Annotated in this window: 16 protein-coding genes; 7 read left to right on the top strand and 9 right to left on the bottom strand. The window is 75.7% G+C overall.

Annotation, left to right across the window (positions count from 1 at the left end; all coding sequences use genetic code 11):
- Positions 1-63: 63 nt before the first annotated feature.
- Positions 64-1146: an NADH:flavin oxidoreductase/NADH oxidase gene (locus WMF33_RS27545; RefSeq protein WP_061626606.1), complete on the bottom strand. Its 1083-nt coding sequence runs from the start codon at positions 1144-1146 to the stop codon at positions 64-66.
- Positions 1147-1627: 481 nt separating this feature from the next.
- Here WMF33_RS27545 and WMF33_RS27550 point away from each other — a divergent pair, with 481 nt between their 5' ends.
- Entirely contained in the window at positions 1628-2344 is a 717-nt protein-coding gene (locus tag WMF33_RS27550) for a hypothetical protein (RefSeq protein ID WP_437331413.1), read from the top strand.
- A gap of 255 nt (positions 2345-2599) precedes the next feature.
- On the opposite strand, the gene WMF33_RS27555 is transcribed toward WMF33_RS27550, so the two are convergent.
- Entirely contained in the window at positions 2600-3805 is a 1206-nt protein-coding gene (locus WMF33_RS27555) for an FAD-dependent oxidoreductase (protein WP_437331414.1), read from the bottom strand.
- Positions 3806-3920: 115 nt separating this feature from the next.
- Between WMF33_RS27555 and WMF33_RS27560 the strand changes: the two genes are divergently transcribed.
- Positions 3921-4955 carry a LysR substrate-binding domain-containing protein gene (locus WMF33_RS27560; RefSeq protein ID WP_437331415.1) on the top strand — a complete coding sequence of 345 codons (1035 nt, stop codon included), beginning with the start codon at positions 3921-3923 and terminating at the stop codon, positions 4953-4955.
- 272 nt (positions 4956-5227) lie between these two features.
- Positions 5228-6445 carry a serine/threonine-protein kinase gene (locus WMF33_RS27565; protein WP_437331416.1) on the top strand — a complete coding sequence of 406 codons (1218 nt, stop codon included), beginning with the start codon at positions 5228-5230 and terminating at the stop codon, positions 6443-6445.
- Positions 6446-6531: 86 nt separating this feature from the next.
- Here the strand turns inward: WMF33_RS27565 and WMF33_RS27570 are convergent, their stop codons facing one another.
- From WMF33_RS27570 to WMF33_RS27580, 3 genes are all read right to left on the bottom strand, one after another.
- On the bottom strand, positions 6532-7197 hold the full coding sequence (locus tag WMF33_RS27570; protein WP_437331417.1) for a hypothetical protein: 666 nt from the start codon (positions 7195-7197) through the stop codon (positions 6532-6534).
- Positions 7198-7379: 182 nt separating this feature from the next.
- On the bottom strand, positions 7380-8063 hold the full coding sequence (locus WMF33_RS27575) for a hypothetical protein (RefSeq protein ID WP_437331418.1): 684 nt from the start codon (positions 8061-8063) through the stop codon (positions 7380-7382).
- A 468-nt stretch (positions 8064-8531) separates the two neighbouring features.
- A complete protein-coding gene (locus tag WMF33_RS27580) occupies positions 8532-9953 on the bottom strand; it encodes a serine/threonine-protein kinase (protein ID WP_437331419.1) in 1422 nt (473 codons plus the stop codon).
- Positions 9954-9982: 29 nt separating this feature from the next.
- Here WMF33_RS27580 and WMF33_RS27585 point away from each other — a divergent pair, with 29 nt between their 5' ends.
- A complete protein-coding gene (locus WMF33_RS27585; RefSeq protein ID WP_437331420.1) occupies positions 9983-14032 on the top strand; it encodes a protein kinase domain-containing protein in 4050 nt (1349 codons plus the stop codon).
- Between the two features lie 44 nt (positions 14033-14076).
- A complete protein-coding gene (locus tag WMF33_RS27590; RefSeq protein ID WP_437331421.1) occupies positions 14077-15813 on the top strand; it encodes a hypothetical protein in 1737 nt (578 codons plus the stop codon).
- 5 nt (positions 15814-15818) lie between these two features.
- On the opposite strand, the gene WMF33_RS27595 is transcribed toward WMF33_RS27590, so the two are convergent.
- The 4 genes from WMF33_RS27595 to WMF33_RS27610 form a co-directional block, all read right to left on the bottom strand.
- Complete coding sequence (locus tag WMF33_RS27595; RefSeq protein ID WP_437331422.1) at positions 15819-17252, bottom strand: sigma 54-interacting transcriptional regulator; 1434 nt, start codon at positions 17250-17252, stop codon at positions 15819-15821.
- A gap of 171 nt (positions 17253-17423) precedes the next feature.
- Positions 17424-18545: a hypothetical protein gene (locus WMF33_RS27600; RefSeq protein ID WP_437331423.1), complete on the bottom strand. Its 1122-nt coding sequence runs from the start codon at positions 18543-18545 to the stop codon at positions 17424-17426.
- Between the two features lie 52 nt (positions 18546-18597).
- Positions 18598-19704: a serine/threonine-protein kinase gene (locus WMF33_RS27605; protein WP_437331424.1), complete on the bottom strand. Its 1107-nt coding sequence runs from the start codon at positions 19702-19704 to the stop codon at positions 18598-18600.
- A gap of 145 nt (positions 19705-19849) precedes the next feature.
- A complete protein-coding gene (locus WMF33_RS27610) occupies positions 19850-22486 on the bottom strand; it encodes a protein kinase domain-containing protein (RefSeq protein WP_437331425.1) in 2637 nt (878 codons plus the stop codon).
- A 171-nt stretch (positions 22487-22657) separates the two neighbouring features.
- Here WMF33_RS27610 and WMF33_RS27615 point away from each other — a divergent pair, with 171 nt between their 5' ends.
- A complete protein-coding gene (locus WMF33_RS27615; protein WP_437331426.1) occupies positions 22658-24277 on the top strand; it encodes a serine/threonine-protein kinase in 1620 nt (539 codons plus the stop codon).
- Positions 24278-24610: 333 nt separating this feature from the next.
- Positions 24611-25096 (top strand): hypothetical protein, encoded by a 486-nt coding sequence (locus WMF33_RS27620; RefSeq protein ID WP_437312710.1) that lies wholly within the window; start codon positions 24611-24613, stop codon positions 25094-25096.
- The last annotated feature ends 27 nt before the right edge of the window (positions 25097-25123 follow it).

The raw sequence follows: 25123 nt of genomic DNA on the forward strand, positions 1-25123 counted from the left end.
GCCGCGCAACGTGATGGGTGCGCGGGCCCGGTTCAAGGGGTCATGGCGCGCCGGCCGGCGCCCTCAGCGCTTGAGCCAGTGGCCGTACGGCGGCGGGAGGACGCGGCTCGGCTGCTCCACGCCCAGCTTCTTCGCTGCGTGGTAGGCCCAGTGCGGGTCGTCGAGCAGGGCGTGGGCCAGCACGATGAGGTCCGCCTGGCCCTCCTTCAGGGCCGCCTCGGCCTGCTCCGGCTCGTTGATGAACCACCCCGCCGCGACCGGCAGGCCCGCCTCCTTGCGGAGGCGTCCGGCGTACGGGAGCAGGAAGCCGGGGCCCCAGGGGATCTTGGAGACATCGGGGACCACGAACCCGTGGCTCGCGTCGAGCAAATCGAGGCCGGACGCCTTGAGCCGCTTCGTCAGCTCGATCGACTCCTCGATCGTGACCCCGCCGTCCACCCAGTCGGTGATCGAGAGCCGGACGGTGAGCGGCAGGCGCTCCGGCCAGGCGCTCCGCACCGCCTCGAACGTCTCGGTCAGGAAGCGGATCCGGTTCTCGAACGTCCCGCCGTACTCGTCGGTGCGCGCGTTCGAGAGCGGCGAGTAGAAGCTGTGCGCCAGGTAGCCGTGCGCGAAGTGCAGCTCGAGCCACTCGTAGCCTGCCTCGAGGGCCCGACGCGCGGCGGCGACGAAGGCGCCCTTCACGCGGTCGATGTCTGCCTTCGACATCTCCCTGGGCACCTGGGGGAGGTACGCGCCGAACGGCTTCGCCGAGGGCGCCAGCGTCTCCCAGGCGCCTTCTTCTTTCGTGAGGTGATCGTCGCCCTCCCACGGCCGGTTGGCGCTCGCCTTCCTCCCCGCGTGCGCGAGCTGGATGCCCGGCACCGCGCCCTGCTCCTTGACGAACGCGACGATCCGCCTGAGCGGCTCGATCTGACCGTCTTCCCACAGCCCGGCGTCTCGCGGGCTGATACGGCCCTCCGGGGACACCGCCGTGGCTTCGGCGATGGCGAGGCCGACTCCACCTCTCGCCATCGAGCCCAGATGCACAAGGTGCCAGTCGGTCGCATGGCCGTTCACGGAGGAATACTGGCACATGGGGGAGACGACGACGCGGTTGCGCAGCGTGACGTCCTTCAAGCGAAAGGGCTCGAACAAGCTCACCACAGAGGACCTCCTTGCAAGAGGCGCGCAGCGTTGCAGCCCGGACGCTCGCGCGCAAGCGGAGGCGTCCTCCGGCCGTGGCGCCGTCGCCTCCGTGCGCGGCGCGCGAGCCGACTGTCTCACCGTTGGCACACGTGAGACACTTCGAGACACTCGTGAGACAGCACGGCCGCGATGTCCCCCCCGGCGGCAGGCCGCGATTTGCGCGCTCGCTGTGCCAAATCTCGCTGGCACGGAGGCTGCTCAAGGCGGAGACAGGCGGAGACAGGCGCGACGATGGAGCGCCGCTCCCCGAAGGACGCGCCTCGGGGAGCAGAGACAGAAGCCCTGAAGGTGGCCTGGATGGCGGCGTCAGGGGTGTCCTCCCCTGGCGGCGCCTGCGCGCCAGGCTGCCGCGCGATCGCCGATCCGGCGGTCGCATGAGGGATCGAACAAGCACGACGCGGAGGTTCTGATGCGCCACACAGGATTGGCTTTCTTGCTCATGGTGATTGGACTCGTCGGCTGCAAGGCGGAGGGCGACGGCGACGTCGGGGAGTCGCAGGATCCGCAAACGACGCAGGAGTGCGGCGGCTTCCTCGGGACCAGCTGTCCCGACGGGCTCGAGTGCGTCGACGACCCGACCGACGACTGCGACCCGGAGCACGGCGGCGCTGACTGCATCGGTGTCTGCGTCGAGCCGAAGCCCGTGATGTGCGGCGGCTTCGCGGGCTTCCCCTGCCCCGACGGGCTCGAGTGCGTCGACGACCCGACCGACGACTGCGACCCCGAGCACGGCGGCGCCGACTGCGCCGGCGTCTGCGTCGAGCCGAAGCCCGCCATGTGCGGCGGCTTCGCGGGCCTCCCCTGCCCCGACGGGCTCGAGTGCGTCGACGACCCGACCGACGACTGCGACCCGGAGCACGGCGGCGCCGACTGCGCCGGCGTCTGCGTCGAGCCGAAGCCCGCCATGTGCGGCGGCTTCGCGGGCCTCCCCTGCCCCGACGGGCTCGAGTGCGTCGACGACCCGACCGACGACTGCGACCCCGAGCGCGGCGGCGCCGACTGCGCCGGCGTCTGCGTCGAGCCCAAGCCCATCATGTGCGGCGGCATCGCGGGCTTCTCCTGCCCCGACGGACTCGAGTGCGTCGACGATCCGAGCGACGACTGCGATACGGCCACCGGCAGCGCCGACTGCGCCGGCATCTGCGTGGCGCGTTGATCCGACGCGCGCCCGCGGTCGCGCCACTGCCGCTCTGACACGGCACGAAGGTCGAGGGCCTCGCCGCGCTGACCGTGTACAGATGTCCTCGCCGACGCCCTCGGCGCCTGCCTGAGCGGCGGTGGCCGGATTTGAACATGAAGGCGGGAAGGCGGGAAGGCGGGAAGAACAGACCAATGATCTTCCTGCCTTCCCGCCTTGATGTGAATCGCTCCGGGGCCAATTGGGCCACCACCGCCTGAGCGGCGGAGCGAGCTAGACCCGCTCCTCCCAGTCGATCCGGTACGCGTACGCGCGCTGCTGAGCGGCCGCGCCGATCCGCAGGAACAGCGGCAGCGCCCGGTCGCGGAGCCACTCCGCCACCGGCCCGGAGACGGCCTTGCGGCTGCCGTTCCGGCGCGCCTGCCGGACGATCGCCTCGACGCGCGGCCGCCGGAGGCGCTCGAACGCCGCGAACGCCTGCTCCGGGTCGGGCTCGTCCCGGAGACACCTCGCGAGGAGCATCCCGTCCTCCATGGCGAGCGAGGCGCCCTGGCCGGCGTGCGGGGTCGCCGCGTGCGCCGCGTCCCCGATCAGGCAAACCCGGCCGGCGTGCCAGCGCGGCATCGTCAGGATGTCGTGCAGCGACCACGGCCCGAGGACCTCCGGGGTCGCGCGCACCACGTCCGCGATCCAGCCCGGATCGCCCTGGTGCAGCGCGAGGATGCGCTCGCGGAGCGACTCCGGCGGCGCGGCGTCGCCATGCGCCGGAGCGGGCTCCCCGCTGTTGTGGAACCACCACACCTCGCCGCCGGGCGCCGCGAACGCGCCGAAGAACGCGCGTCGGCCGAACACCATCACATTCCACCCAGGCTCGATCGGCGCGCCGGGGCAACGCGCGAAGCCGCCGAAGTCGATGAGCCCGGTGTAGCGCGGCTCGGGCGCGCCGGGCAGCGCCCGCGCCCGCGTGCGCGAGCGGAACCCGTCGCACCCGATGAGCACGTCGCCGCGCGCCTCGCCGCCGCCGCCGAAGCGCGCGACGACCTCGCGCGGATCCGAGGCGTCCACGTCCTCGAGCCGCGCGCCGTACCGGATCGCGACGCCGCGCCTGGCCGCCTCCTCCGCGAGCGCGCCGTGCAGCGCCCCGCGCCGGGTCATGACGAGCGCCGCGCCGAAGCGGCGCGGCGCCTCCCGCTGATCGATCACCCCGACGCGCCGGCCGCGCGCGTTCTCGAACCGGAGGCCCGCGCACGGCGCGCCGAGCGCCTCCACCGCGCCCGCGAGGCCGAGCTCCGAGAGCACGTTCATCCCGTTCGGAGCGATGCCCAGGAAGGCGCCCTCCTGCTCCGCAGGCGCCTCGCGCGCCTCGAAGATCGTCACCTCCACGCCGATGCGCCGCAGGAACATCCCGAGCACCGGGCCCGCGATGCCTCCGCCGATCACGATCGCCCGCCGCACGCCTCGCTTGGTCATCTCGGTCATCTCGCCACCTCCACCTGCCCGCCGGTCGCGCCGCGCGGGCTCGATGTCCGGGCCAGCATGCGTGTGACAGGCATTCATTGCCAGTGATGGTTCGTGATGCTAATCGTCACGATTCGTGAACTTACCGGCGCTCGATCTCAACCTCCTGCTCGTCCTCCACGCGGTGCTCGAGGAGCGGAGCGCGGCGCGCGCGGCGCGGCGGCTCCACGTCACACCGTCGGCCGTGAGCAACTCGCTCGCGCGGCTGCGCGCGCAGCTCGGCGACCCGCTCGTCGTTCGGAGCGGCCGCGGTCTGGTCGCGACGCCCCGCGCGCAGCAGATGATTCCGCGGCTCCGGGCGGCGTTCGGCGAGCTCGCCGGCGCGATCGAGGGCGAGCGCGCGTTCGACCCGAAGACGACCTCGCGCGCGTTCGCGATCGCGTGCTCCGACCTGGATCAGATATGCAGCCTGCCGGCCATCGCGCGGGCCTTCGCGGCGGAGATGCCGCGCGCGGTCCTCCGCGTCGCGAGCGTCGACCACCTCGAGGCGGCCGGGGGGCTCGCCGGCGGCGACATCGACGCGGCGATCGCGCCTGCTCACCCGCTCCCGCCCGGCCACCACGCCGCGGACCTCTACGAGCAGGACAGCGTCTTCGTGGTCCGCCGCGGCCACCCGTGCGCCCGCGGCCCGATGACGCGCGAGGCGTTCAATGCGATGCGCCACATCGACATCCACGTCGCGCTCGGGCGAGGCGGCATCGGCAACCGGGCCGCCCGAGAGCAGCTCGCGGCGCACGGGCTGCACCGCGAGATCGCCATGACGGTCCCGAGCTTCTCCGCCGCCGCGGTCGCCGCCGCGAATACCGATCTCATCGCCGGGATGCCTCGCCGCCTGGCCGAGGCGCTCGCCCGCCTCGCCCCGCTCGCGATCATCGAGCCGCCGATGCCGGGGTTCTCGTTGAGGCTCCAGCTCGTCTGGCACGAGAGGACCCACGAGGACGCGGGCGCGCGCTGCTTCCGAGAGCTCGTCATCTCCGCCTTGCGCGAAGCCACGCCTCCCTACGCGCGCCCGCGCACCCAGGCCGGGCGCTCGCACAAGGGGGGAGCCTCCCGCGCCCGGCGCGAGCAGGAACGTGCGAAGACGGGGAGGCGGGTCAACCCCGCTTCGTGACTTCACACCTTCTGTGGATCCGTTCGATGAACGGCAGGCTCCCAGGGGCCGGGCCGCTCGTCGGAGCGCAGACACCGACGTCGAGCGCCATCGTAGGTCCCTGTGAGCGCAAGTCGGCAGTCGGCGCTCCGCGGGAGGCGCGCTGTCCGGCATTCCCTGAGTCCCAACTTCGCGGTACGCTCTGGGCATGCCCCGGTCCCTGGCCCCAGCGCGTCGCCCGAGAGGAGCACCGACGTGTCTGAGACACAGAGGCGGCACGGAGGTGCTCGATCGTGTTCCAGCCATCCTCGTTCGATCCCCAGCCCGATTCCCAGAGAAGAGACGGCGCGCGCGCCGCGGCCGCGCTCGCTGATCGACCCGCAGACTCCCGCCCTGCCTCCTCGCGCCGCGCCGGGCGGCTGCGGGGCCGCCTCGTCGGCGGGCGTTACCGGCTCGAGCACCCGCTCGGGCGCGGCGCCATGGGCGAGGTCTGGCGCGCGCACGACAGCGTCCGGCGCGCCGATGTCGCGCTGAAGTTCCTCGTGGTCGCGCGGAGCGGCCGGAACCTCGACGCGATCGAGCGGTTCCGCCTGGAGGCGCGGGTCGCGGCGCGGCTCGGCCAGAAGACCGGCGGCGTCGTCGCCGTGCACGACGCTGGGGAAGACCCGGCGGCAGGCCCGTACCTCGTCATGGACTACGTGCGCGGCAGGTCGCTGCGGCAGCTGCTGGACGAGCGGGGAAAGGTGCCGGCCGTCGAGCTCGCGGCGCTCTTGCGGCAGCTCGGAGAGGCGCTGTCGGTGGCGCACGGGCTCGGCATCGTGCACCGGGACATCAAGCCGTCGAACATCCTGCTCGTCGAGGGGAGCGACGGGCACCCCTGCACCAAGATCACCGATTTCGGGATCGCCAAGTGGGTCGGCCAGGATCGGCCGACCGACTTCCGCCGCCGGACCGCGGACGGGGTGGTGCTCGGCACGCCCGCGTACCTGAGCCCGGAGCACACGTGCGACGGGCAGGCGGGCCCGCAGCTCGACCTGTGGTCGCTCGCGGTCGTCGCGCACGAGGCGCTGACCGGCCAGCAGCCGTTCCCGGGCCGCAACCTGGCCGCCGTGCTCGCCGCCATCCTCGTCGGCGCGCGCCCCCCGGTGACCACGCTGTGCCCGGAGGCGCCGCCCGCGCTGGAGGCGTGGTTCGCGCGGGCGTTCGCGATCGCCCCGTCGGAGCGGTTCCCCAGCGTCGAGGCGATGATCGCCGCCTTCGCGGCCGCGGCCGGCGCGCCCGCGACGTCGCGCGCTGCGTCGCAGGCGCGGCCGCGGCGCCTGCGCCTCGCGGCGGCCGGCGCCGCGGCGGCGCTCGGGGCGGCGCTCGCCGGGGCGCTCCTGTGGGAAGGGACGGGGGCCGCCGGCGCGCGAGGCAGCGTGGAGGAGGCCCTCCGCGCCGCCGGGCGGGCGGTCCACGCGGCGCAGGCCGCGACGGCGCGCCTCCTGGAACGGCGGGGCGCAGATCCCTGACGGCGCGCCGCCCTGACGGCGCGCCGCCCTGACGGCGCGCCGCCCTGACGGCGCGCCGCCCTGACGGCGCGCGGCCGGTCGCCGGCTCAGCCGAGGAGCGGCCGGAACTCGTCCGGCAGGACACCCCGCGCGGCGGCGCTCCGGAGCGCCTCGCGGCATACCTCGCACGCCGGGGCGTGCTCGCGGTAGCTGTCCGTGAGGCCATCGACGCGGAAGATGCCGGCGGCCGCAGCCTCGGTGTCCGGATGAACATGGAACTCGACCGGCACGCCGAGCGCATAGAGCGGCTCGCCGTCCCGCCGCAGCGCATAGAGCGTGAAGGGCGTGTCGTCGCGCGGCCGCCACCCGTCGATGGAGAAGAGAGAGGGCGCCTCCCCCGCGGCGCCCGCGTGCCGGCGGAGAAAGCACAGGTCGCCCGCGTACGAGACGAGCTCGTCGAGGTCGGTCGCGACCGAGACGGGGATCGCGCGCTCGAGCCACCGCTCGAAGGCGAGCCACACGGCCGCGAGGACCTTCGGGTCGGACGCGGCGCGCTCGTCCACCACGAACGCGCCGTCGGGGGCGCTCGCCTCCGAGGGGCCGCGCGCGCCGTAGATCGACGCGAGGGCCGAGAGCGCGATCTCGGCGTCGAGCGGCGCGCCGGCGCGCTCCGCGTCGCACGCGGCCGCGAAGGCCGCGGCGTCGATCCGGGTCGCGAGCCCGGCGCGGCGCAGGCGCTCGTGCGCGTCCTCGGGGCGCAAAAGGGTCGTCATGTCGTCCTGTCCTGCCTTCCAGTCCAGCGATGTCGTCCGGCCGATGCCGCCGCGGGATCTCGGCTCACCCCCGCGGCAATTTCTCTGGATGATGCATCATCCGGCCATAAAAGATAACCCCCGCGCCGAGCCGGCGCCGCCGGACGCCGAGACCCCGGCGGACGCGCCGGACGCCGGGCCGCTCAGGGCTGCAGATCTCTGCAGTGGATCTTCAGCGTCCGGATCTTCCCCTCGACCTCGTCGAACCGGAGCGCCAGACCCGTCATGACACTCTGGGCCGGGCAGCTCAGGCTCACCTTGCTCCCGGCGTACCCGAACGCCCAGCTCGTGCGAGAAGTCGCGGCGAGGTTGAGGGCCGTCTGGGCCAGGTTCTTGGGAGCGTACACGATGCGCACGTCCTTCACGTAGTCGTCGTTACCATCCACCTTGAGATCCAGGCCGATCGGATAGTTGTTGTTCGTGACCTCGAGCTGGAACACCCCGGTGCGGAAGAGAGGGGCCTGGAAGATGTTGCTCGTCGCGAACCCGCCCGTCCGCGGAAGCGCGGGATCCGTGAGGTCGAACTCCCGGCACTCGCCGGTCATCCTGGCGACGAACTCGTCAGGATCGGCGATGTCCTCCTGATGCACGTTGATGCCAGTCAACATATATCCTTCACCATGATCTTCGTAACAGTGGATATGCCTCCAGTCCGAGAGGTTGGCGTTCAGGCCCGAGCTCCAGAGATCGATCGAGGCGGTGGTGCTGACGGTCCAGCTCTCCGCGAGGGGCGGGGCATCCACCGCGAGATCCGGGGCAGCCGCATCGACGGCGCAGCCGGCGGCGGACAGGGCGAAGAGCGCGAATGCAGAGCGAGCGATGCGCATGACGATGTCTCCTCAGCTATCGAGTTGTCGAGGCCGAGGCGCCCGTCCGCCCGGCGGGCCAGGATGGCCCGGTCGCGGCGGCGCCTCGCGGCGGGGCGCCATCGCAAGCGCCTTGCCAACGCGCGGGGGACGCGACGCCGCGGCATCCGCTGAAAGCCACGAGGCAGCCACCGCGAGCCTCTTTGATGTCTCCGGACGCCGAAGACCTGCGAGACGACGCGCGCACGAGCCCCCGCGACCCTCGCCGCGCTGCGACACGGCAGCGCCGCGCTGGCGTCCGTTCTGCCGCACGCGGGCTGTCCCCCTGTCACATCGCCGCTGTCACACCGTCCCCTGTCACACCCCTTGTGGCAGGGACGATGTGACAGCGGGCTCCGTCACCACCCCGCGGCGGTCAGGACGACGCCGCGCCCGCGAAGCCGCGCGGGGCGGCCACCGCGCACGCAACGCCGCCCCAGGCGACGCCGCTCAGGGCGATACCCGGCGCAGCCCGCCGCCCGCGGCCGGAAGGGGCGGGCGCTCGCGCGCCTCGGCGAGCCCCCCGGCGAAGGCGTCGGTCACGAACACGCCCGCCCCGGTCGGCCCCGGCGCCCAGCGGCGCAGCGCCTCCGGCGCGGCCGCGTGCAGCAAGAGGCGCGGGAGGACCTCGGGGCTCGCGCCGGCCCGCGCGCCGAGCGCCGCCCAGAGCTCGAGGACCCAACCGAGCGCCCGATCCGGCGCGCGCTCGTACGGCGCGGGCAGCGTCGCGAGCAGCGCATCCGCGCTCTCGACCACGAGCGTCGCCCCGACCCGCAAGAGCGCCGCCCGCGCGGCCTGGAGCAGGCGCTCCACGTCGGCGAGCGCGTCGTCGCCGGCGTCGTCCGGCGCGGCCAGCCGGGCCTCGACGAGCAACGCGGCGCTCGGCCCGTCGACGCCGCCGGACGCGGCCCCGGAGCCGCCGAGGCCCGGCCCGGCGACCGCCCCGCGCAGGGCCGCGAGCAGCTCGGAGACGCTCGCGTACCGGTCCGCCGGCTCCTTCGCGAGGCAGCGGCGCACCACGGCGTCGAACGCGGCCGACACCGGCGCGCGCTCGCTCGGGCGGGGCGGCGGCGCGCGCAGGTGCATCTCCTCGGTCTCGACCGCATCGGCGCCCTGGAACGGCAGCTCGGCCGTCACGAGCTGGTACGCGAGCAGGCCGATGGCGTAGATGTCCGTGCGCGCGTCCACCGCGCCGCCGAGGATCTGCTCCGGCGCCATCGTGAGCGGCGTGCCGAGGATCACGCTGCTGCTCCGCTCGCCCCGCGCGCCGGGCGCCGGGTGGAGGAGCTTGGCGATGCCGAAATCGACGAGCTTGACGCCGCGCGCGCCGCCCCCGCCGACGGCAGGGCGGATCATGACGTTCTGGGCCTTCACGTCGCGGTGCACGACGCCGATCGCGTGCGCGGCCACGAGCGCGCCGCAGACCTCCTCGAGCAGCGCGACCGCCTCGGCCGGAGAGAGGGCGCCCCGCGCGCGCAGCTCGGCCGCGAGGGTCCGGCCGTCGACCCACTCCATCGCGATGTACGGCCGGCCGTCGTCGAGCGCGCCCACGCCGCGGACCTCGACGATCGACGGGTGCCTGAGCCGCGCGAGCACCTCGGCCTCCTGCTGGAAGCGCCGGAGCATCGCCGGCAAGAGCGACAGCTCCCGGTGGAGCACCTTCAGCGCGACCGCCGCGCCGCCCCCGATCGGCCAGGCGCGGTGCACGACGCCGAAGCCGCCGGCGAGGCGCACCTCGTCGAGCAGGTAGCCCCCGACCACCGCGCCCGCGGGGAGCGCGCCGCCGGCGACGGTCGTCTGCAGCTCCTCCGGACGGCCGGAGATGACGGCGGTCGCTTCGGGTTCAAGGGCGAGCTCGGCAGGCGTCAGCACGGCAACCTACCCCAGTATACTCGCGCCCCATGCGCTGCCCCGAGTGCCATCGCCGCCTCCCCGCGCGGGCCGGCGCGGCGTGCCCGGGGCATCCGCTGGCGAGGCCGCCGACGCGCGCCGCCGCCGAGGCGGTCGATCCGGAGCCGCCCCCGCAGGTCCCCGGGTTCCGCGTCGAACAGATGCTCGGGCAGGGCGGGTTCGCGCGCGTCTACGCGGCGACGCGCGAGGGCGACGGCCGCGCCGTGGCGCTCAAGGTGGCGCGGCTGCAGGACGACGGCCGGATCGCGCGCGAGGCCGCGGCGCTCGCCCGCCTCGCGCCGCCGGCGGCGCCCGCGCTGCTCGGCCGCGGCCGCGCCGCCGACCTGCGCCCGTTCCTCGCGCTGGAGCGGCTCGCGGGCAGCTCGCTCGCGTCGCGCCTCGCGGACCTGCCGGGCGCGGGCGCGATGCCGCCCGAGGAGGCGGCCGGGCTCGCGCGCGCGATCGCGGCGGCCCTCGACGCGGTGCACGACGCGGGCCTCGTGCACCGCGATCTCAAGCCCGAGAACGTGTGGCTGCGGCCCGGGGGCGAGGTCGCGCTGATCGACTTCGGCCTCGCGGCGCCGGCGCGCGGCGCGGACGACGCCGAGGGCGCGGAGGGCGCGCTTGGCCCGGACCTGACGCGCACCGGCGCGATCCTCGGGACGGCGACGTACATGGCGCCGGAGCAGTGCCTCGGCGCGGGCGGCGTGGGCCCGCGGGCGGACGTCTATGCCCTCGGCGCGGTGATCTTCGAGCTGCTCACCGGCCGGCCGCCGTTCGTGGGCGAGCCGGCGGAGGTGCGGCAGGCCCACGTGGCGCGCCGGCCGGCTCCGCCGTCGTCGTTCGCGCGGCTCCCGCCGGCCGCCGACGAGGCCGTCCTCCGCTGCCTGGCGAAAGACCCCGAGGCCCGCCCGGCCCGCGCGGGCGACGTGGCCCGCGCGCTCGCGGCGGCGCTGGAGGCGCGCGCGGCGCCGCACGGCGGGCGCGCGGCGCCGTCCGGCGCGCTGGCCGAGAGCGCCGGCGCGCCGGACGAGAGCGCCGGCGCGCAAGCGCCCGCCCCCGGCCAGCGCCGGCCCGTGGCGCTGCTCGCCCTGCGCACGCGCGAGCGCGCCGGCGCGCTCGCCGCCGACGTCGCGCGCGCGGAAGGCGGCCTCCTGGCGCGCTTTCGCGGGGAGCACACGGTGCTCGCCTTCCCCGCCGCCGCGGACCCCGGCGAGGGGGTGCGCGCGGCGGTGCGCGCGGCCGCGCGCCTCGCCGCCGCCGGCCTGGCGACGCCGCCCCTCGTGGTCCACCTGGCGCCGCTCCGGGTGCGCGAAGGCACGCACGGCACCACGCTCGCGGGCGCCGCGCTGGAGGACACCGAGGCGTGGAGCGCCGAGGCGCATCGGGCCCGCCCGGAGAGCGCGGGCGCCGCGGCGCCGGCGCTGCTCACGGCCGAAGCGCAGGGCGCGCTCGCGGAGGGCCCGCGCGACGCGCCCGCCGACGGTCACGATCCACCCGCAGGCCCGCGCGACGCGCCCCCCGGCGAGCCCGCCGAGACGGCCCTGCGCGGCCGCGACGCCGCGCTCGCCGCGGCCCTCGCCGCCGCGACCGAGGCGCTCGCCGGCGGCGGGCCGGCGCTCGTCACCGTGCTCGGCGCGGAGGGACACGGCAAGACCCGCTTCCTCGGCGCGCTCGCGGCCGCGCTCCGCCAGGGCGGCGCGATCGTGCACGCCGCCGCCGCGCCGGGGCCGGAGGCGGCCGAGCGCGGCGCGACCCTCGCCGCGCTCCTCCGGGCGGCCCTCGGCCTCCCGGAAGGCGGCGTGCTCGACGCGACCGTCGGCGCGGCGCTCGCCCGCCGCCTGGGCGCGCCGGAGGCCGCCCGCGCGTGGCCGGCCGTTGGGCTCGCCTTCGGGCGGCTCGACGGCCGGGATCCCGCGGCCGCGCCCCTGCTGGAGGCGGCGGGCGCACGCCGCCACGCCGAGGCCCGGGCGCTCGCTGCCGCCCTCGCCGCCGCCGCGCCGCTCGCGCTGCTGCTCGACGACGCCGACCGCGCGGACGCGGCCGCGCTCGACGCGCTCGAGCTGGCCACCGCGGAGGGCAGCCCGGCGCGCCTCGCGATCGTGCTCGCGGCCCGGCCCACGATCGCGTCGCTCCGCCCGGGGCTGGGCGAGCGCGCCGCCCGCCGCCTCGCGCTCGACCTCGGGCCCCTCGACGCCGAGGCCGCGGGCGCGGTGCTCCAGGACCGCCTGCGGCCGGTGGAGTTCGTCCCGCGCGCCGTGCTCGATCACCTGCGCGCGCTCTCGCGCGGCGTCCCGCGCGATCTCGTGGAGGTCGCCTGCGCCCTGCGCGTCGGCGGCGCGATCCGGCGCGCCCGGGGCGGCGAGGGCTGGACCCTCGCGCCGGACGAGCTGCTCTCGCTCTCCGCCGCGCCGCTCGGCGAGCTCCTGGCCGCGCGCGCGATCGCGGCGCTGCCGCCGCCGCTCGTGGACCTGCTCGAGCGCGCGGCGGTCCTCGGCGACGACCTCTCCCCGGCCGAGCTCGAGGCCGCCCTCGACGCCCCGGGCGCGCCCCCGGCGGCCGGCGCGCTGGACCCGGGCGTCGGCCTCGCGCGCCTCGCGCGGGCCGGCGTGCTCGTCGCGCTGCCGGCGTCGCCGCCGCGGTACGCCTTCCGGCACCCGCTCCTACGCGAGGCCGTCGAGGCGCGCATCCCGCCCGCCCGCCGCCGCGCGCTGCACGCCGCCGTCCTCCGGCGCCTCGCCGGCGCGCCGCCCGCCGCGGGGTCGCGCGCCCGGATCGCCCGCCACGCCGCGGCCGCGGGCGAGGCGGCCGCCGCGGCGGCGGCGCACGCCGCGCTCGCGGAGGAGGCGCTCGCCCGGCACGACGTCGTCGAGGCCGAGCAGCGCTTCACCGCGGCCCTGCGCCTCTTCGACGGCGGCGACGCCGCGGCCCGCGGCCGGGCGCTCGCGGGCCGCGGCCGGGCGCGCTACCGCCTGCAGCGCTTCGGCGAGTCGCTCGCCGATCTGCGCGCCGCGCGGGCGCTCGCCGAGGCCGCCGGCGACCGCGGCCGCGCGGCCGAGCTCCTGCTCGAGGAGGCGACCGCGCTCGACTGGCTCGAGGACTTCCCCGCCTCGGCGGCGGCGGCGGCGCGCGCGGCGGAGCTCTGCGCGGGCCTCGGGGACGCGCGCCTCGACGCGCGCTGCCTGCTCGCGAGCGGCCGCTCGGACTGCCGCGGCCAGCGCGTCGACGACGGGATCCCCAAGCTGGAGCGGGCCGCCCGCGGCGCGCTTGCCCTCGGCGACCACGAGGCGCACGTCATCGCGCGGCTCTTGCTCGTCGGCGCGCTCTCGGTGGCCGGCCGCCTCGACGAGGCCGAGCGCCACGGCGAGGCCGTCGCCCTGGCCTGCCTGCGCGCCGGCGACGTCTTCCACCTCTGCACGGCGTACATCAACCGGCTCTTCATGTCGGTGAAGCGGCGCGACGAAAGCCGCGCGCTCGAGGACCAGCGGGAGGCGGTCCGCCTCGCTCGCGAGCTCGGCCACGCCCAGCTCGAGCGCATGGCCACGCTGAACCTGTCCGAGCTGCGCTACTGGATGGGCGCGCTCGACGAGGCCCTCCCCCTGGCGCGCCGGTGCCTCGACCTCCAGCGGCGCTACGTCAACCAGCGCCCTTCGCCGGACGACGCCCTGCTCCTCGCCCGCATCCAGCTCGCCCGCGGCGCGCACGAGGAGGCGGCCCGGCACCTGGCCGAGGCCCGCGCGAGCCTCCCCGAAGCCGAGCTCACCCCCTGTGCCCGGACGCTGGCATGCCTGGTGCAACAGACCCTGGACGACCGGGCAGCCGGTCGGTTCGATGCAGCGGCGTGGCGCGCGCTCGTGGAGGAGGCGCGGCGCACCGCGATCCTTCATGAGCACGCCGAGGCGTTGCACGGCGCGGTCCTCTCGGCCCTCCGGGCGGGCGCCGCCGGCGAGGCGCGCGTGTTCCTGGAGGAGGCGAGGTCGATCTCGGCGGGGTTCTGGGAGCGGCGCTTCGACGAGCTCGAGCGCGCGCTCCTCGCGCTGAGGGCGGACGTCGGCGCGTGAACCGGTCGGCCGGCTTGCCCGAGCGCAGAAAGGAACCTGACCGCGTGAAGATCTACCGGACTCCTGGGTTGTTCGTGTTCTGTCTCGGGCTCTCGATCGCCGGCGCCGGCGCGGGCTGCGTCGTCGGCGACGGCGCAGCCTCCTTCGACGCGCCGCCGGTCTCCGTGCGGGCGGCCGGCACCGGGTCGTCCACCACCGGGTCGTCCACCACCGGGCCGGCCACCACCGGGCCGGCCACCACCGGGCCGGCCGGCGATCTGCTGTCGACGTGGCTGGACGCGGTGCAGGGCGTGTACGGCAACGGCCTCTCCGCCGCGGCGCTCACCCGCAACGCGCTGATCACGAACGTCCGGGCCAACCCGGTCATGGTGACCGTCCCGCTCGCGACCGAGAGCTACGCCGACGAGGGTGGCGAGCCCGAGCTCCGCTTCCAGCTGCGCCACGAGCCCACGCGCGAGGTGATGCGCTATCTCGTCTCCTGCGCCCTGGAGGAGGGACAGAGCGTCTCGTACACCGACACGTCGACCGGCGAGGAAACCACGTTTCCCGGCGAGATCGGGATATGCCCTCAGTGGGCCGAGGGCGGGATCGGGGCGAAGTGCCGGCAGCTCCTCACGGCGTGCATGCTGTCGCGGGTGAACGCCCTGGGCCGCCATGTGACCCTCTCGATGCGAGGCCAGGCGTTTCAGGAGGATCGGCCGGAGCTCCTCACGCCGGCGCCGTCCGTGCGCGTGGTGACCGTCACGGAGGACGGCGACCCCATCCCGAGCTTCGCGCGGTGCACGACAGAGACCTCCGGCGCGTCGCGCGATTGCGGCTGGACGCCCGGGCACATCGGGACCTGCACCCCGGGCTCGTACGTGTACATCGGCGTCGGCGGCGAGCCCCTGGGCGACTGCGAGGCCGACCCGTCGAGCGCCGCGGGGCTGCCCCAAGGCGACACGGTGGTCCGCGTCTGCAGCGGCATCCGCGGCTGCGACAGCGGCTCACCCGATCATATCGAGCCGAGCGAGGTGCGCTGCAGCGGCCGCAGCGAGCCGGCGCTCCATTTCCGCTGCCCTGCCAGCGGCCATTTCAGCGTCATGAACGGCCCGCGGACGAGCGGCGGCGGCGCCCCGGGGCTGGGGAAGGTCCTGAGCGCGGCGCTCCAGAACCACAAGCGCTTCAGCGTCACGAGCCACGTGCAGCCGACTCCACCGCCGCCGCCGGGCGCCGTCTCCATCATCGAGGCGTCGTTCAAGCCCGCGGAGTACCCCGCGCCGGAGGCGCGCGTCTTCCGCTGGCGCGAGGGCGCGTTCTACGGGAGCTTCTGGGGGAACAAACCGCTCCATCACCGGCTCGAGGAAGGGATGAACGAGGTGACGGAAGACGGCGAGTTCCATGGCGCTCCGGGCTCCGGAGAGTCCGTGTTTCGACACGCCTTCGCCTGCACGGGCGAATACTGGACCGAGCAAGCTGCCTACGCGGAGGCCCGCCTCTGCGCCGGCGCCGGGGAGGACAAGGACTGCGTCGCGACCTCGGTCGGCGCCTGCGGCGATGCGCATTCCTTCACGGACTGCCCGCCGCTCGACCAGTGCTCCGTCGCCGACGGGGGGCGCGTGGAGGGCGACGGCGATTTCCAGCAGTGCAAGGGCGTCCTCGGGGGCATCTGGCGCCATCCGATCACGGTCTATCTCAACCACCCGTCGGACGTCATCCGGGAATCCCCGTTTGCGCGGATGGTCTCCGGCGCGCTGTACGTCAACGCGCCGCTCTGCCCTTCAGCGGAGGACGCGCCGTAAAGCGCTCAGCCGTCCCGGTAGTCCGCGGGCTCGATGCCGTAGCGCGCGATCCAGCGGTGGATCTGCGTCCGCCCCTTGCCCATCGCCCTCGCCACCGCGCTGATGTTGCCCCGGTGCTCGCGGAGGAGGCGGATCAGCGCCTCGCGCCGCGCCCCGTCCTCCGCGGCGGGCCGCGGCCGCTCGCTCGGCGGGGCCTCGGGCCTCGAGGCCTCGGGTGGGAGGCTGCTGCGCGAGACGACGACGGGCGGCGGCAGGTGACCGAGCTCCACCCTGCCGCTGCCCGCGAGCACGATCGCGGTCGCCAGGCACTTCTCCAGCTCTCGGACGTTGAGCCGCCACTCGCGCAGGAGGAGCACGCGCGCCGCCTCGCAGCTCAGGGAGATCTCCCCGGCCCGGTCCGGGGCGGCGCGGCGGAGCAGGGCGGCGATCAGCAGGCCGAGGTCCTCCCGGCGCCTTCGCAGGGGCGGCAGCTCGAGCACGAAGCCCGACAGGCGCGCGAAGAGATCGCCGCGGAAGTCGCCGCGCTCCACCATGGCCGGGAGGTCGCGGTGCGTGGCCACCACCACGCGCAGGTCGACCTTCACCGGGCGCGTCGCGCCGACGGCGACGACCTCCGACTCCTGGAGCACGCGCAGGAATGCGGTCTGCGACGCCGCGGGCAGGTCGCCGATCTCGTCGAGGAAGAGCGTGCCCCGGTCGGCGGCGCGGATGAGGCCCGGCCGGTCCTCGGCGGCGCCCGAGAAGGCGCCCTTCTTGTGGCCGAACAGCTCGGACTCGATGAGGCTCGCGGGCAGCGCGCCGCAGTTGATGGCGACGAACGGGCCGGGCCGGCCCGAGAGCGCGTGGATGGCGCGCGAGACGACCTCCTTGCCGGTGCCGCTCTCGCCCTGCAGGACGATCGGGATGTTCGCCGGCGCGACGGCCCGGAGCGCGGCGAAGCGCTCGACAAGCGCGGGCGCGAAGGTGGCGAGCCCGAACGGCTGATCCGGCGCCGACGCCGCCTCGCAGAGCGCCTCGCCGGGCGCGGCGACCTCGCGGAACAGAAAGAACGTATGCCCGAGCTCGATCAGGTCCCCTTCGGAGAGGAGCGCGCTCCGCTGCGGCACGCCGTTCACGAAGGTGCCGTTCGTCGAGCCGAGATCCTCCAGGCGCAGCCGGCCGCCCTCGCGCGTGATCCGCGCGTGCCGCGACGACACCCAGCCGTCCTCGAGGCGCACGTCGAGCAGCGCCCGCTCCCCCTCGGTCCGCCGGTCGATCGAGCGCACCGGGCCCCGCCCGAACCGCACCTCGTCGACCCCGTCGAGCGGGAGCCGCGCGGGCGCGTCCAGCGGCCGCTGGCACTGCAAGACGAGGAACAGGAACGACCGCGGCTCGGCGCCCGAGCCGGCGCGCCGCTGGGTGCGGACCAGCGTGGTCGGCTCGTCGCGCGCCGCGCTCATGCGGCCTGCCCCGGGGAGGGCGCGGCCGGAGGAGGCGCCGGGAGTTCGACGTGAGCCTGCATGCTGCAGGCCCACGATCTACCACGCCCCGGCCGGCGGCGGCCGACGACGTGAGCGCCGCCGCCGCGCGCCGTCATACCGGCCTCGCGGCGACACGGCGGCTCGGCGCGATCAGCGGTAGGGCCCGTGCGGGCCGGGCGCCGCGAGCGCGGCGACGATGGCGATGGCGCGCTCGATCCGGTCGCGCCCCGTCTCGAGCTCGCCGAGCACCACCGTGACGGCGGCCTCGTCGCCCAGGATCGCCGCCGGGCGCAGCGCGACGATCTCGCGCTGCAGCTCGTCGCCGAGGCGCCGCGCCAGCCGGTCCGGCGCCTCGGCCTGCACCTCGTAAGCGATGGGAAAGGGCTCGTCGCCGCGCGGGCGTGGCGCCCCCTTCGCCGCGGCGCGCCTGGCCCGGCGCCTCGCGGCAAACCGCTCCGAGGGGGACGCGGCGCGGGCGGCGCGCACCTGGGTGCCGAACGGGCCCTTCTTCCCGTCCCGCCCGAACTCGACGGTCACGCGCCGGCCGCGGTGCTCGAGCTCGATGGTCACCTCGCCCTCGGACGAGATGGAGCCGGCGCCGGGCGAGAGGCGCCCGCCGAGCTCGTGCGCCAGCGCCCGCAGCTCCTTCGTCAGCGCCCGCCCGCGGCCGGCGAGGAGCGCGGCGGCGCGGATGGCGCTCGCGAGCTTCTCGGCGTCGTCCTCCAGCCCGGCGCGGACCGCGGTGAGCCGGTGCGACTCGAGCGTGACCTGGTAGTCCGTGGCCGCTCGGAGCGCCGCGCGCAGCTCCGGGGTGAGCCACCAGCGCGCGAGCGTCGCGCTGCTCGCCTTCACGACGAACGCGCCGTCCTCTGCCCGATCGCCGACGTCCACCCGCCTCGCCCGGAAGGCCCCGCCGCTTGCGCCGCCGAGCCGCTGCTCGTGGACGCGGAGCCTGAGGCCCGACGGGTTCCGCGCGGTGCTCGTGATGCGCGTGCGGTACCGCACGGCGAGCACGTCGTCGTGATCGATGTCGTGGTCGACGAGCAGCGCGACGTTCTCGAGCACGACGGAGATCTGCATCCGCGGGTCGCCCGACTGGCTCGGGCCCGACCTGAACTGCCCCCCGACGAGGGCCGCGGCGCGCTGCCAGATGGGCCGGGCGAGCCGCCAGCGGACCTCGGCTGCCCGCCTCGCCTCCCCTCGCGCCCCCGCGAAGCACCTCGCGAGCCCCGCGATTCCCGAGATGATCATCAGGAAGAAGACGGGCTCCATCCCCGGACATCCTATCCTCCCGGGCGGGCGCGCGCCCCTGCGTACGCGTCGCTCAGCGGCGCGAGCGCCCCCGCGGCATCAGGAGGCCGCTGGAGTCCCCCTCGCCGACCACCCCCGCCTCGTGCATCGAGCGCAGCGTGGCGACGATCTCCGGCGGGACGACCGGCCCGCCCGGCCCGTAGTACGGCGGCAGCGGCCGCAGCGGCTCCGGGAGGATCTCGGCGACCCGCGCGCCGATGGCCGCGCCCGACGCCGCGTGCCCCTCGCGCTCGGCCGCCTCGCGCAGCGCCCGCGCGAAATCCGCCGCGGTCGGCCAGCGCGCGTCGCGATCGCGCTCGACCGCACGCGCCACGGCGGCCGTGACCGCCGGCCCCACGCCCTCGCGCTCGCTCGAGAGCGGCGGCACCTCGCGCTCCAGCACGGCGTGCAGGATCGACAGCATGCTGCTGCCGATGAACAGCCGCCTGCCCGCCAGCACCTCCCACGCCACGACCCCGAGGGAGAACACGTCCGAGCGCCGATCCAGCGGCCGCGCGTGCGCCTGCTCGGGCGAGAGGTAGCTCAGCTTCCCCTTCACCGTCCCGGTCTTCGTCCGCGTCGTGCGGCGCAGGGCGTACGCGAGCCCGAGATCGCAGATGGACGCCCGCCCGTCCACGCCGACGAGGACGTTCGACGGCGAGATGTCCCGGTGGATCACCTGGAGCAGCTCCCCCGAGCTGTCGCGCGCCTCGTGCGCCGCGTGCAGCCCGTCGGCCGCCTGCGCGATGAGCTCGAGCGCGTCGCCGATCTCGATCATCTCCGGCGGCCGCGTGAGGTGCTTCAGGGTCACCCCCACCACGAGCTCCATCACGATGTAGGGCGCGCCCCCCTCGTCGAGACCGCAATCGAGGATCGGCACGAAATTCGGGCTCGCGATGCGCGACGCGATGCCCGCCTCGTCGAAGAGCATCGCCGCGTACCCCGATTCGGACCGCAGATCGGCGCGAATTCGCTTCACCGCGACGAGCGGCTCGCGCGGGGCAGCCGCGCCGCCCGGTCCCTCGCCGCCCGGGCCCGCCGCGCGGGCGCGACGGGCGATGAAGACCTCGGCCATGCCGCCCACGGCCAGCTGCAGCAGCAGCTCGTAGGGACCGACAGTGCCCAGACCAGACGACTCCATGCTCGATACTCTGGACGGCCAGGTATCACGTCAATGGAAATCCATCAACCCGACCATTTTACGTTACGCGCCGCCGTCGCGTGATGCCTTGTCGCGCGTTGCGCGTTTTTCTCTGCTTCTCTGGTTCCCTGCTTCCCTGCCGCCCTCACGCCGGGCCACGGGCGAGCGCCTCGCCGGCTTCGCGCTCGGGCTCGCCGCCCAGCTCGACGTGCTCGGCAAGGACCCGCTCGTCGGTCTCGCCCACCGAGCGCAGCCACCGCGCGGCCGCGCGGTGGCCGGCGGCGCGATCGCCGTCGGTGAGCATCCCGTAGGCGGCGTCGCGCACGAGGGCGTGGCGGAACGTGAGCTCCTCGTGCCCCGGGTAGCGCGACACGCCCCGCCGGGCGACGAGCTCCTCCGAGAGCAGGCCCTTCAACCAGCGATCGAGCGCCTCGGCCGACGTGCCGGCGCCGAGCAGCTGCCGCACCCCGTCGGGCCAGAAGCTCCCGCCGAACAGGCTCGCCGCGCGCAGCGTGCGCCTCGCCTCGGCCGGCAGCGCCTCGATCCGCGTGTGCATCAGCGCCACCACCGTGGGCGGCAGGTCGCTCCGGCCCTCGGCCCGCGCGCGCATCAGCTCCTCGAGGAAGAACGGGTGGCCGTCCGCGTGCTCGACCAGCCGCGCCACCTCGGACGGCGCGAGCTCGTCGCCGAACACGCTGCGGACGAGCCGCTCGGCCGCCCGCGGGCTCAGCGCGCCGAGCTTGATGTGCTGCACGCCGCGCGCCGCCCACAGCCCGGGGAACGTCTCCATCACGCTGTGGCGCGCGAAGCCGAGCACGAGCAGCGGGCGATCCGCGAGCGAGAGGAGCGCCTCGTCCAGCACCGACACCGAGGCGTGATCGCTCCAGTGCATGTCCTCGAGCACCGCCACCACCGGCCCCTCGGCGCACCGCGCGGCGAGCCAGTCGAGCACGGCGCGGCGCGCCTGCTCGCCCAGGAAGACCGCGTCCCCCCGCGCGCCGTCGAGCTCGGGATCCGGATCGTCGAACGGCGTGCCCGCGATCTCGCCGAGGAAGAACGCGATGCGCCGCGCCTCCGCGGCCGGCACGGCGCGCGCCACGTGCTCGCGGATCTTGCCGCGCCGCGCCTCGATCGCCTCGCCGGGGAGGCAGCCCGCGGCCGCGAGGACGATCTCGCCCAGCATGCCGAACGGCGCCCCCGCGCCGATCGGGTCGCCGCGGGCCACGTAGACCGACGCGCGCGCGTCGGCCTCGCGCACCGCGCGGACGAGCTCGCAGCGCAGGCGCGTCTTGCCGATGCCCGCCTCGCCGAGCACCAGCGCGGCGCGCGCCACGGGCTCGTCGGCGCTCTGCTCGTAGAGGCCGCGCAGCATCGCGAGCTCGCGGTCGCGCCCGACGAACGCGGTGACGCGCCCGAGCAGCGTGCGCTCCGGCTCCGTGCCGTCGCGCTCGCCCTTCAGCAGGAACGAGGGGCCGTCGCCGATCACCTCGAAGCGCGGGGCCGCGAGCCCCGCCGTGACCTCGTCGATGCGCACGTCGGCCCCGGCCTCGCGCAGCCGGGCGACCGCGCGGTCGATCACGTCGCCCGCGGGCAGGCGCTCGCCGACCTGCGCCCGGCCGGTGGCGAGCGCGACCGGGCGCCCGGGCAGGCGCGCCTTCATCGCGAGGGCGCACTGCGCGGCGCGCGCCGCGAGGTCGAAGGCGACCATCGTGCCCGAGCCGCCGCGGCCGGTGAACGCCTCGTCGGTCTGCGAGGACAGGAGCACCATCCGCGTGCCGCCCGCGAGCCGCACCCGATCGCCGCCGAACGCCTCGGCGACGTCCGCGACGACGCGCTCGACGCCGCGATCGCTCGCCGGCTCGGGGTCCGCCGCGCCCAGGTCGACGAGGACGACGCTGATGAGCCGCCGCTCGTCGCCCGTGACCGACGCCGGCGCGCCGTCCCCGCCCTCGCCGGGCGCGTGCGCGAGCAGGGCGCGCGTCTCCGCGAGCGCGGCCGCGGCCGCGCGGCCGTCCGCGGGGCGGGCGGACGGGTCCTTCGCCAGGAGGCGCGCGACGAGCTCGTCGATGGCCGGCGGCACGTCGGGGCGCCGATCGGCGAGGCGCGGCGCCTCCTCGAGGAGGATGCGGCACATCTCGGCGAGCGGGTCGTCGGCCGCGAAGGGGCGCTGCCCGGCGAGGCTCTCGAAGAGCAGCACCCCGAGCGCGAAGACGTCGGCGCGCGCGTCGACCTCGGCGTCGCCGCGCGCCTGCTCGGGCGCGACGTAGCCGAGCGAGCCGACGAGCGAGCTGGCCTCCGTGACGAGGGTGGTCGACGCCGCCGCCCGCGCGACGCCGAAGTCGAGCAGGACCACGCCGTCGACCCTGCCGTCGCGGAGGAGCACGTTGCTCGGCTTGAGGTCGCGGTGGGTGATCCCGAGCGCGTGCACGGCGGCGAGCGCGTCGGCGATCTGGTGCGCGACGAGCAGCGCGTCGGCGACGGGGAGCGGCCCCTCGCCGAGGCGCGCGTCGAGCGTGACGCCGTCGAGCCACTCCATCGCGAGCCACAGGGCGCCGTCGTCGCTCGTGCCGTGGGCGATGTGCTGGACGATGAGCGGGTGCTGCACGGCCTCGAGCAGGCGCGCCTCGCGCCGGAAGCGGGCCGCGAGCTCCGGGGGCGCGACCTTGAGCGCCACGGCCCGGCCGGTGAGCTGGTCGGTCGCCCGGTAGACCGTGCCCATCCCGCCGGCGCCGGCAAGGCGGTGCACCTCGAACCGGCCTGCGACCAGCGTGCCCTCGCGCATATGGCGAGAGCTTATCCGAGAGCACCTGCCACGTCCGCGGCCTACGCGCTCGGTGGTGACGGTTCGGGGTGTTTGTTGTACGCTGTGCGCGTAGACGCCCGGAGGACCGCGCTTCGCGCACAGGACGCCTTCTCGGGTCGGCGGCTCGGCGGATTGGAGAGGCACCCCCCGATGAACCCCGGACAGCAGGTGACGAGCACGCTCAGGCTGGCGCGGGAGCTCGGCAAGGGGGCGATGGGGAGCGTGTGGGTGGCCGATCACCTCGCGCTCGGGACGCAGGTGGCGGTGAAGTTCATGTCGCCGGCCTACGCGGACCAGAGCGGCTTCGTCGAGCGCTTCCGGCGGGAGGCGATGGCGGCCGCGCAGATCAAGAGCCCGCACGTCGCGCAGGTCTTCGATCACGGGGTCACGCCGGACGGCGTGCCGTACATCGTGATGGAGCTGCTCGAGGGGGAGGACCTGAAGAGCCGCATGCAGCGGCTGGGCGCGCTGCCGCCGGTCGAGGTCGCGGCGATCGTGGCGCAGACGGCGAAGGCGCTCGGGCGGGCGCACCAGCTCGGGATCGTCCACCGCGATATCAAGCCGGACAACATCTTCCTGCTCGACGTCGAGGGCGAGCTCTTCGTGAAGGTGGTCGATTTCGGGGTGGCGAAGCGGGTCCAGGGCGCGCCGCAGGGCGATCTCGGCATGACGTCGACCGGGAGCATGCTCGGCACGCCGCTCTACATGAGCCCCGAGCAGCTGCTCAGCGCGAAGCACGTCGACTTCCGCGCGGATCTCTGGGGTCTCGCGGTGGTCGCCTACCACGCGCTCACCGGGCAGGTGCCGTTCCGGGGCGAGACGCTGGGCGCGCTGTCGGTCGTGCTCCACACCGGGATCTTCACGCCGCCGAGCGCGATCCGGCCGGAGCTCTCGCCGGCGATCGACGCCTGGATGAAGCGGGCGCTGGCGCTCGATCCGGCGGCGCGCTTCGCGTCGGCGCGGCAGATGGCGGAGGCGCTGGAGCACGCGGTCCTCGGCCTCGCGCGCACGCCGTTCACGAGCGAGCCGTCGTCCAGCGGGGACCGGGCGAGCCACGGGGGCGCGCCCGGGAGCGGGTCGCAGCCGGTGCTGTTCGGGGCGCCGGCGCCGGTGCCGCCTCCGCCGGGCGCGCGGCTCTCGACGACCGGCACGCCGTCGTCGGCGCCGGGCGCGCGGCTGTCGAGCACGGGCACGCCGGGGCGGACGCTCGCCGGCATGGCGACCTCGGGGATGGACGGGCCCCGCAAATGGGCGCCGGCCATCCTGGCGGGGGCGCTCGCCGCGGGGGCGGCCCTGTCGGTGGTCGTGTTCCTGGTGGCTAGGCCGTCGTCCAGCGTGGAGGAGCCTTCGCCCTCGGCCGACCCGGCGCCCCGGCAGGCGGCGTCGGGCGCAGCGCAGCCGGCTGGGCCCGCTGCGCAGGGGGGCGCCGTGGCGCCGGGGCAGATCGCGCCGGCGGACCCCGCGGCGGAGGCCGCGGTCGAGCCCGCGAAGGCGGACACGGCCGAGGCCGCGGCGGGCGCTCAGGCGGCCCAGCCGGCCGCGGCGGGCGCTCAGCCGGCCGCGGCGGGCGCTCAGCCGGCCGCGGCGGGCACCGAGCCGTCCCAGCCGGGCGCGGCAGGACCCCGGACCGGCGCGAGCGCGGCCGGGAAGCCGGGCGCGACCGCAGCGCCGCGCGGCGCCGCGGACGGCCGCGGCCGGGCCGCGACCACGGGCCGCCCGGCGGCGACGAAGCCGCCGCCCGCGCCGCTCGAGGACACGATCGGCTTCTGAGGCGACCTCCGCGCTGCCGCGCTCCAGCCGCCCCAGGCGTTCCGCGAACGCCGGCGCGTGCGGCCGGACCGACCGGACGAGACCTCCTGTCACGGCCTTCTCGCGCCGTTCGCTTTCAAAGTTGGAATACCGCGCTACGCAGGCGAAAGTTGCCATCAGAAGGCGAGGCACGGCGGGCCCAGTGCGACATCCCGCCTCGCTCGGCCAGGGTCCAGGGGCGGCAAATATCGAAGCAATCGCACGGCTGCGTGAGAATTCCGAATTGGCATGGTCCGTGCGGTATCCGTCGCGGGGGCCCGGAGCGGGGACGCGCTCACGCGAAGGAGGTCTCTCATGGCGAAGCTCGTAATTGGCCTGGTGCAAACGCGCGACGAGGCGGAAGCCGCGGCGGAACGCATCATCGACTGCGGCTACACGCGACAGGACGTCAGCCTGCTGATGACCGACGCCACGCGCCACAGGTGCTTCAGGGTTCCGGACGGAACCCCGCCGGCGCACACGTTCGGCGCCGCCATCGCCATGAGCGCCGTGGTTCCCGACCTCGGATTCGTGGTGGCGGGCCCGCTCGCCGCCGTGGTGGCGACCGCGGTCGGCGCCGGGATCACCGGCGGACTGCGCGAGATCCTCATCTCCGCAGGCGTCCCGAAGCACTGGGCGGAACGCTACGAAAAGGGCGTCAAGCAGGGCGGGATCCTCGTGAGCGTATTCGCCCACGGCGAACGGGACGTGGGCGTGCTCCACATGGTCCTTGACGACCCCAGCATGTACCCGGTCCGCCCCGCCATCACCGGGCGCCAAGCGTACGACACCTATCTCTGATCGGCGCGAGCACACGCACCGAGGCGC

Source organism: Sorangium sp. So ce394 (assembly GCF_051474665.1).
GTDB lineage: Bacteria > Myxococcota_A > Polyangia > Polyangiales > Polyangiaceae > Sorangium > Sorangium cellulosum_D.

Bases quoted from the DNA above. Each gene is read 5' to 3' on its own strand.
- WMF33_RS27615 (WP_437331426.1), top strand. From the start codon at position 22,658: ATGAACCCCGGACAGCAGGTGACGAGCACGCTCAGGCTGGCGCGGGAG.
- WMF33_RS27585 (WP_437331420.1), top strand. From the start codon at position 9,983: ATGCGCTGCCCCGAGTGCCATCGCCGCCTCCCCGCGCGGGCCGGCGCG.
- WMF33_RS27610 (WP_437331425.1), bottom strand. From the start codon at position 22,486: ATGCGCGAGGGCACGCTGGTCGCAGGCCGGTTCGAGGTGCACCGCCTT.
- WMF33_RS27570 (WP_437331417.1), bottom strand. From the start codon at position 7,197: ATGACGACCCTTTTGCGCCCCGAGGACGCGCACGAGCGCCTGCGCCGC.
- WMF33_RS27550 (WP_437331413.1), top strand. From the start codon at position 1,628: ATGGTGATTGGACTCGTCGGCTGCAAGGCGGAGGGCGACGGCGACGTC.
- WMF33_RS27600 (WP_437331423.1), bottom strand. From the start codon at position 18,545: ATGGAGCCCGTCTTCTTCCTGATGATCATCTCGGGAATCGCGGGGCTC.
- WMF33_RS27575 (WP_437331418.1), bottom strand. From the start codon at position 8,063: ATGCGCATCGCTCGCTCTGCATTCGCGCTCTTCGCCCTGTCCGCCGCC.
- WMF33_RS27595 (WP_437331422.1), bottom strand. From the start codon at position 17,252: ATGAGCGCGGCGCGCGACGAGCCGACCACGCTGGTCCGCACCCAGCGG.
- WMF33_RS27555 (WP_437331414.1), bottom strand. From the start codon at position 3,805: ATGACCGAGATGACCAAGCGAGGCGTGCGGCGGGCGATCGTGATCGGC.
- WMF33_RS27605 (WP_437331424.1), bottom strand. From the start codon at position 19,704: ATGGAGTCGTCTGGTCTGGGCACTGTCGGTCCCTACGAGCTGCTGCTG.
- WMF33_RS27620 (WP_437312710.1), top strand. From the start codon at position 24,611: ATGGCGAAGCTCGTAATTGGCCTGGTGCAAACGCGCGACGAGGCGGAA.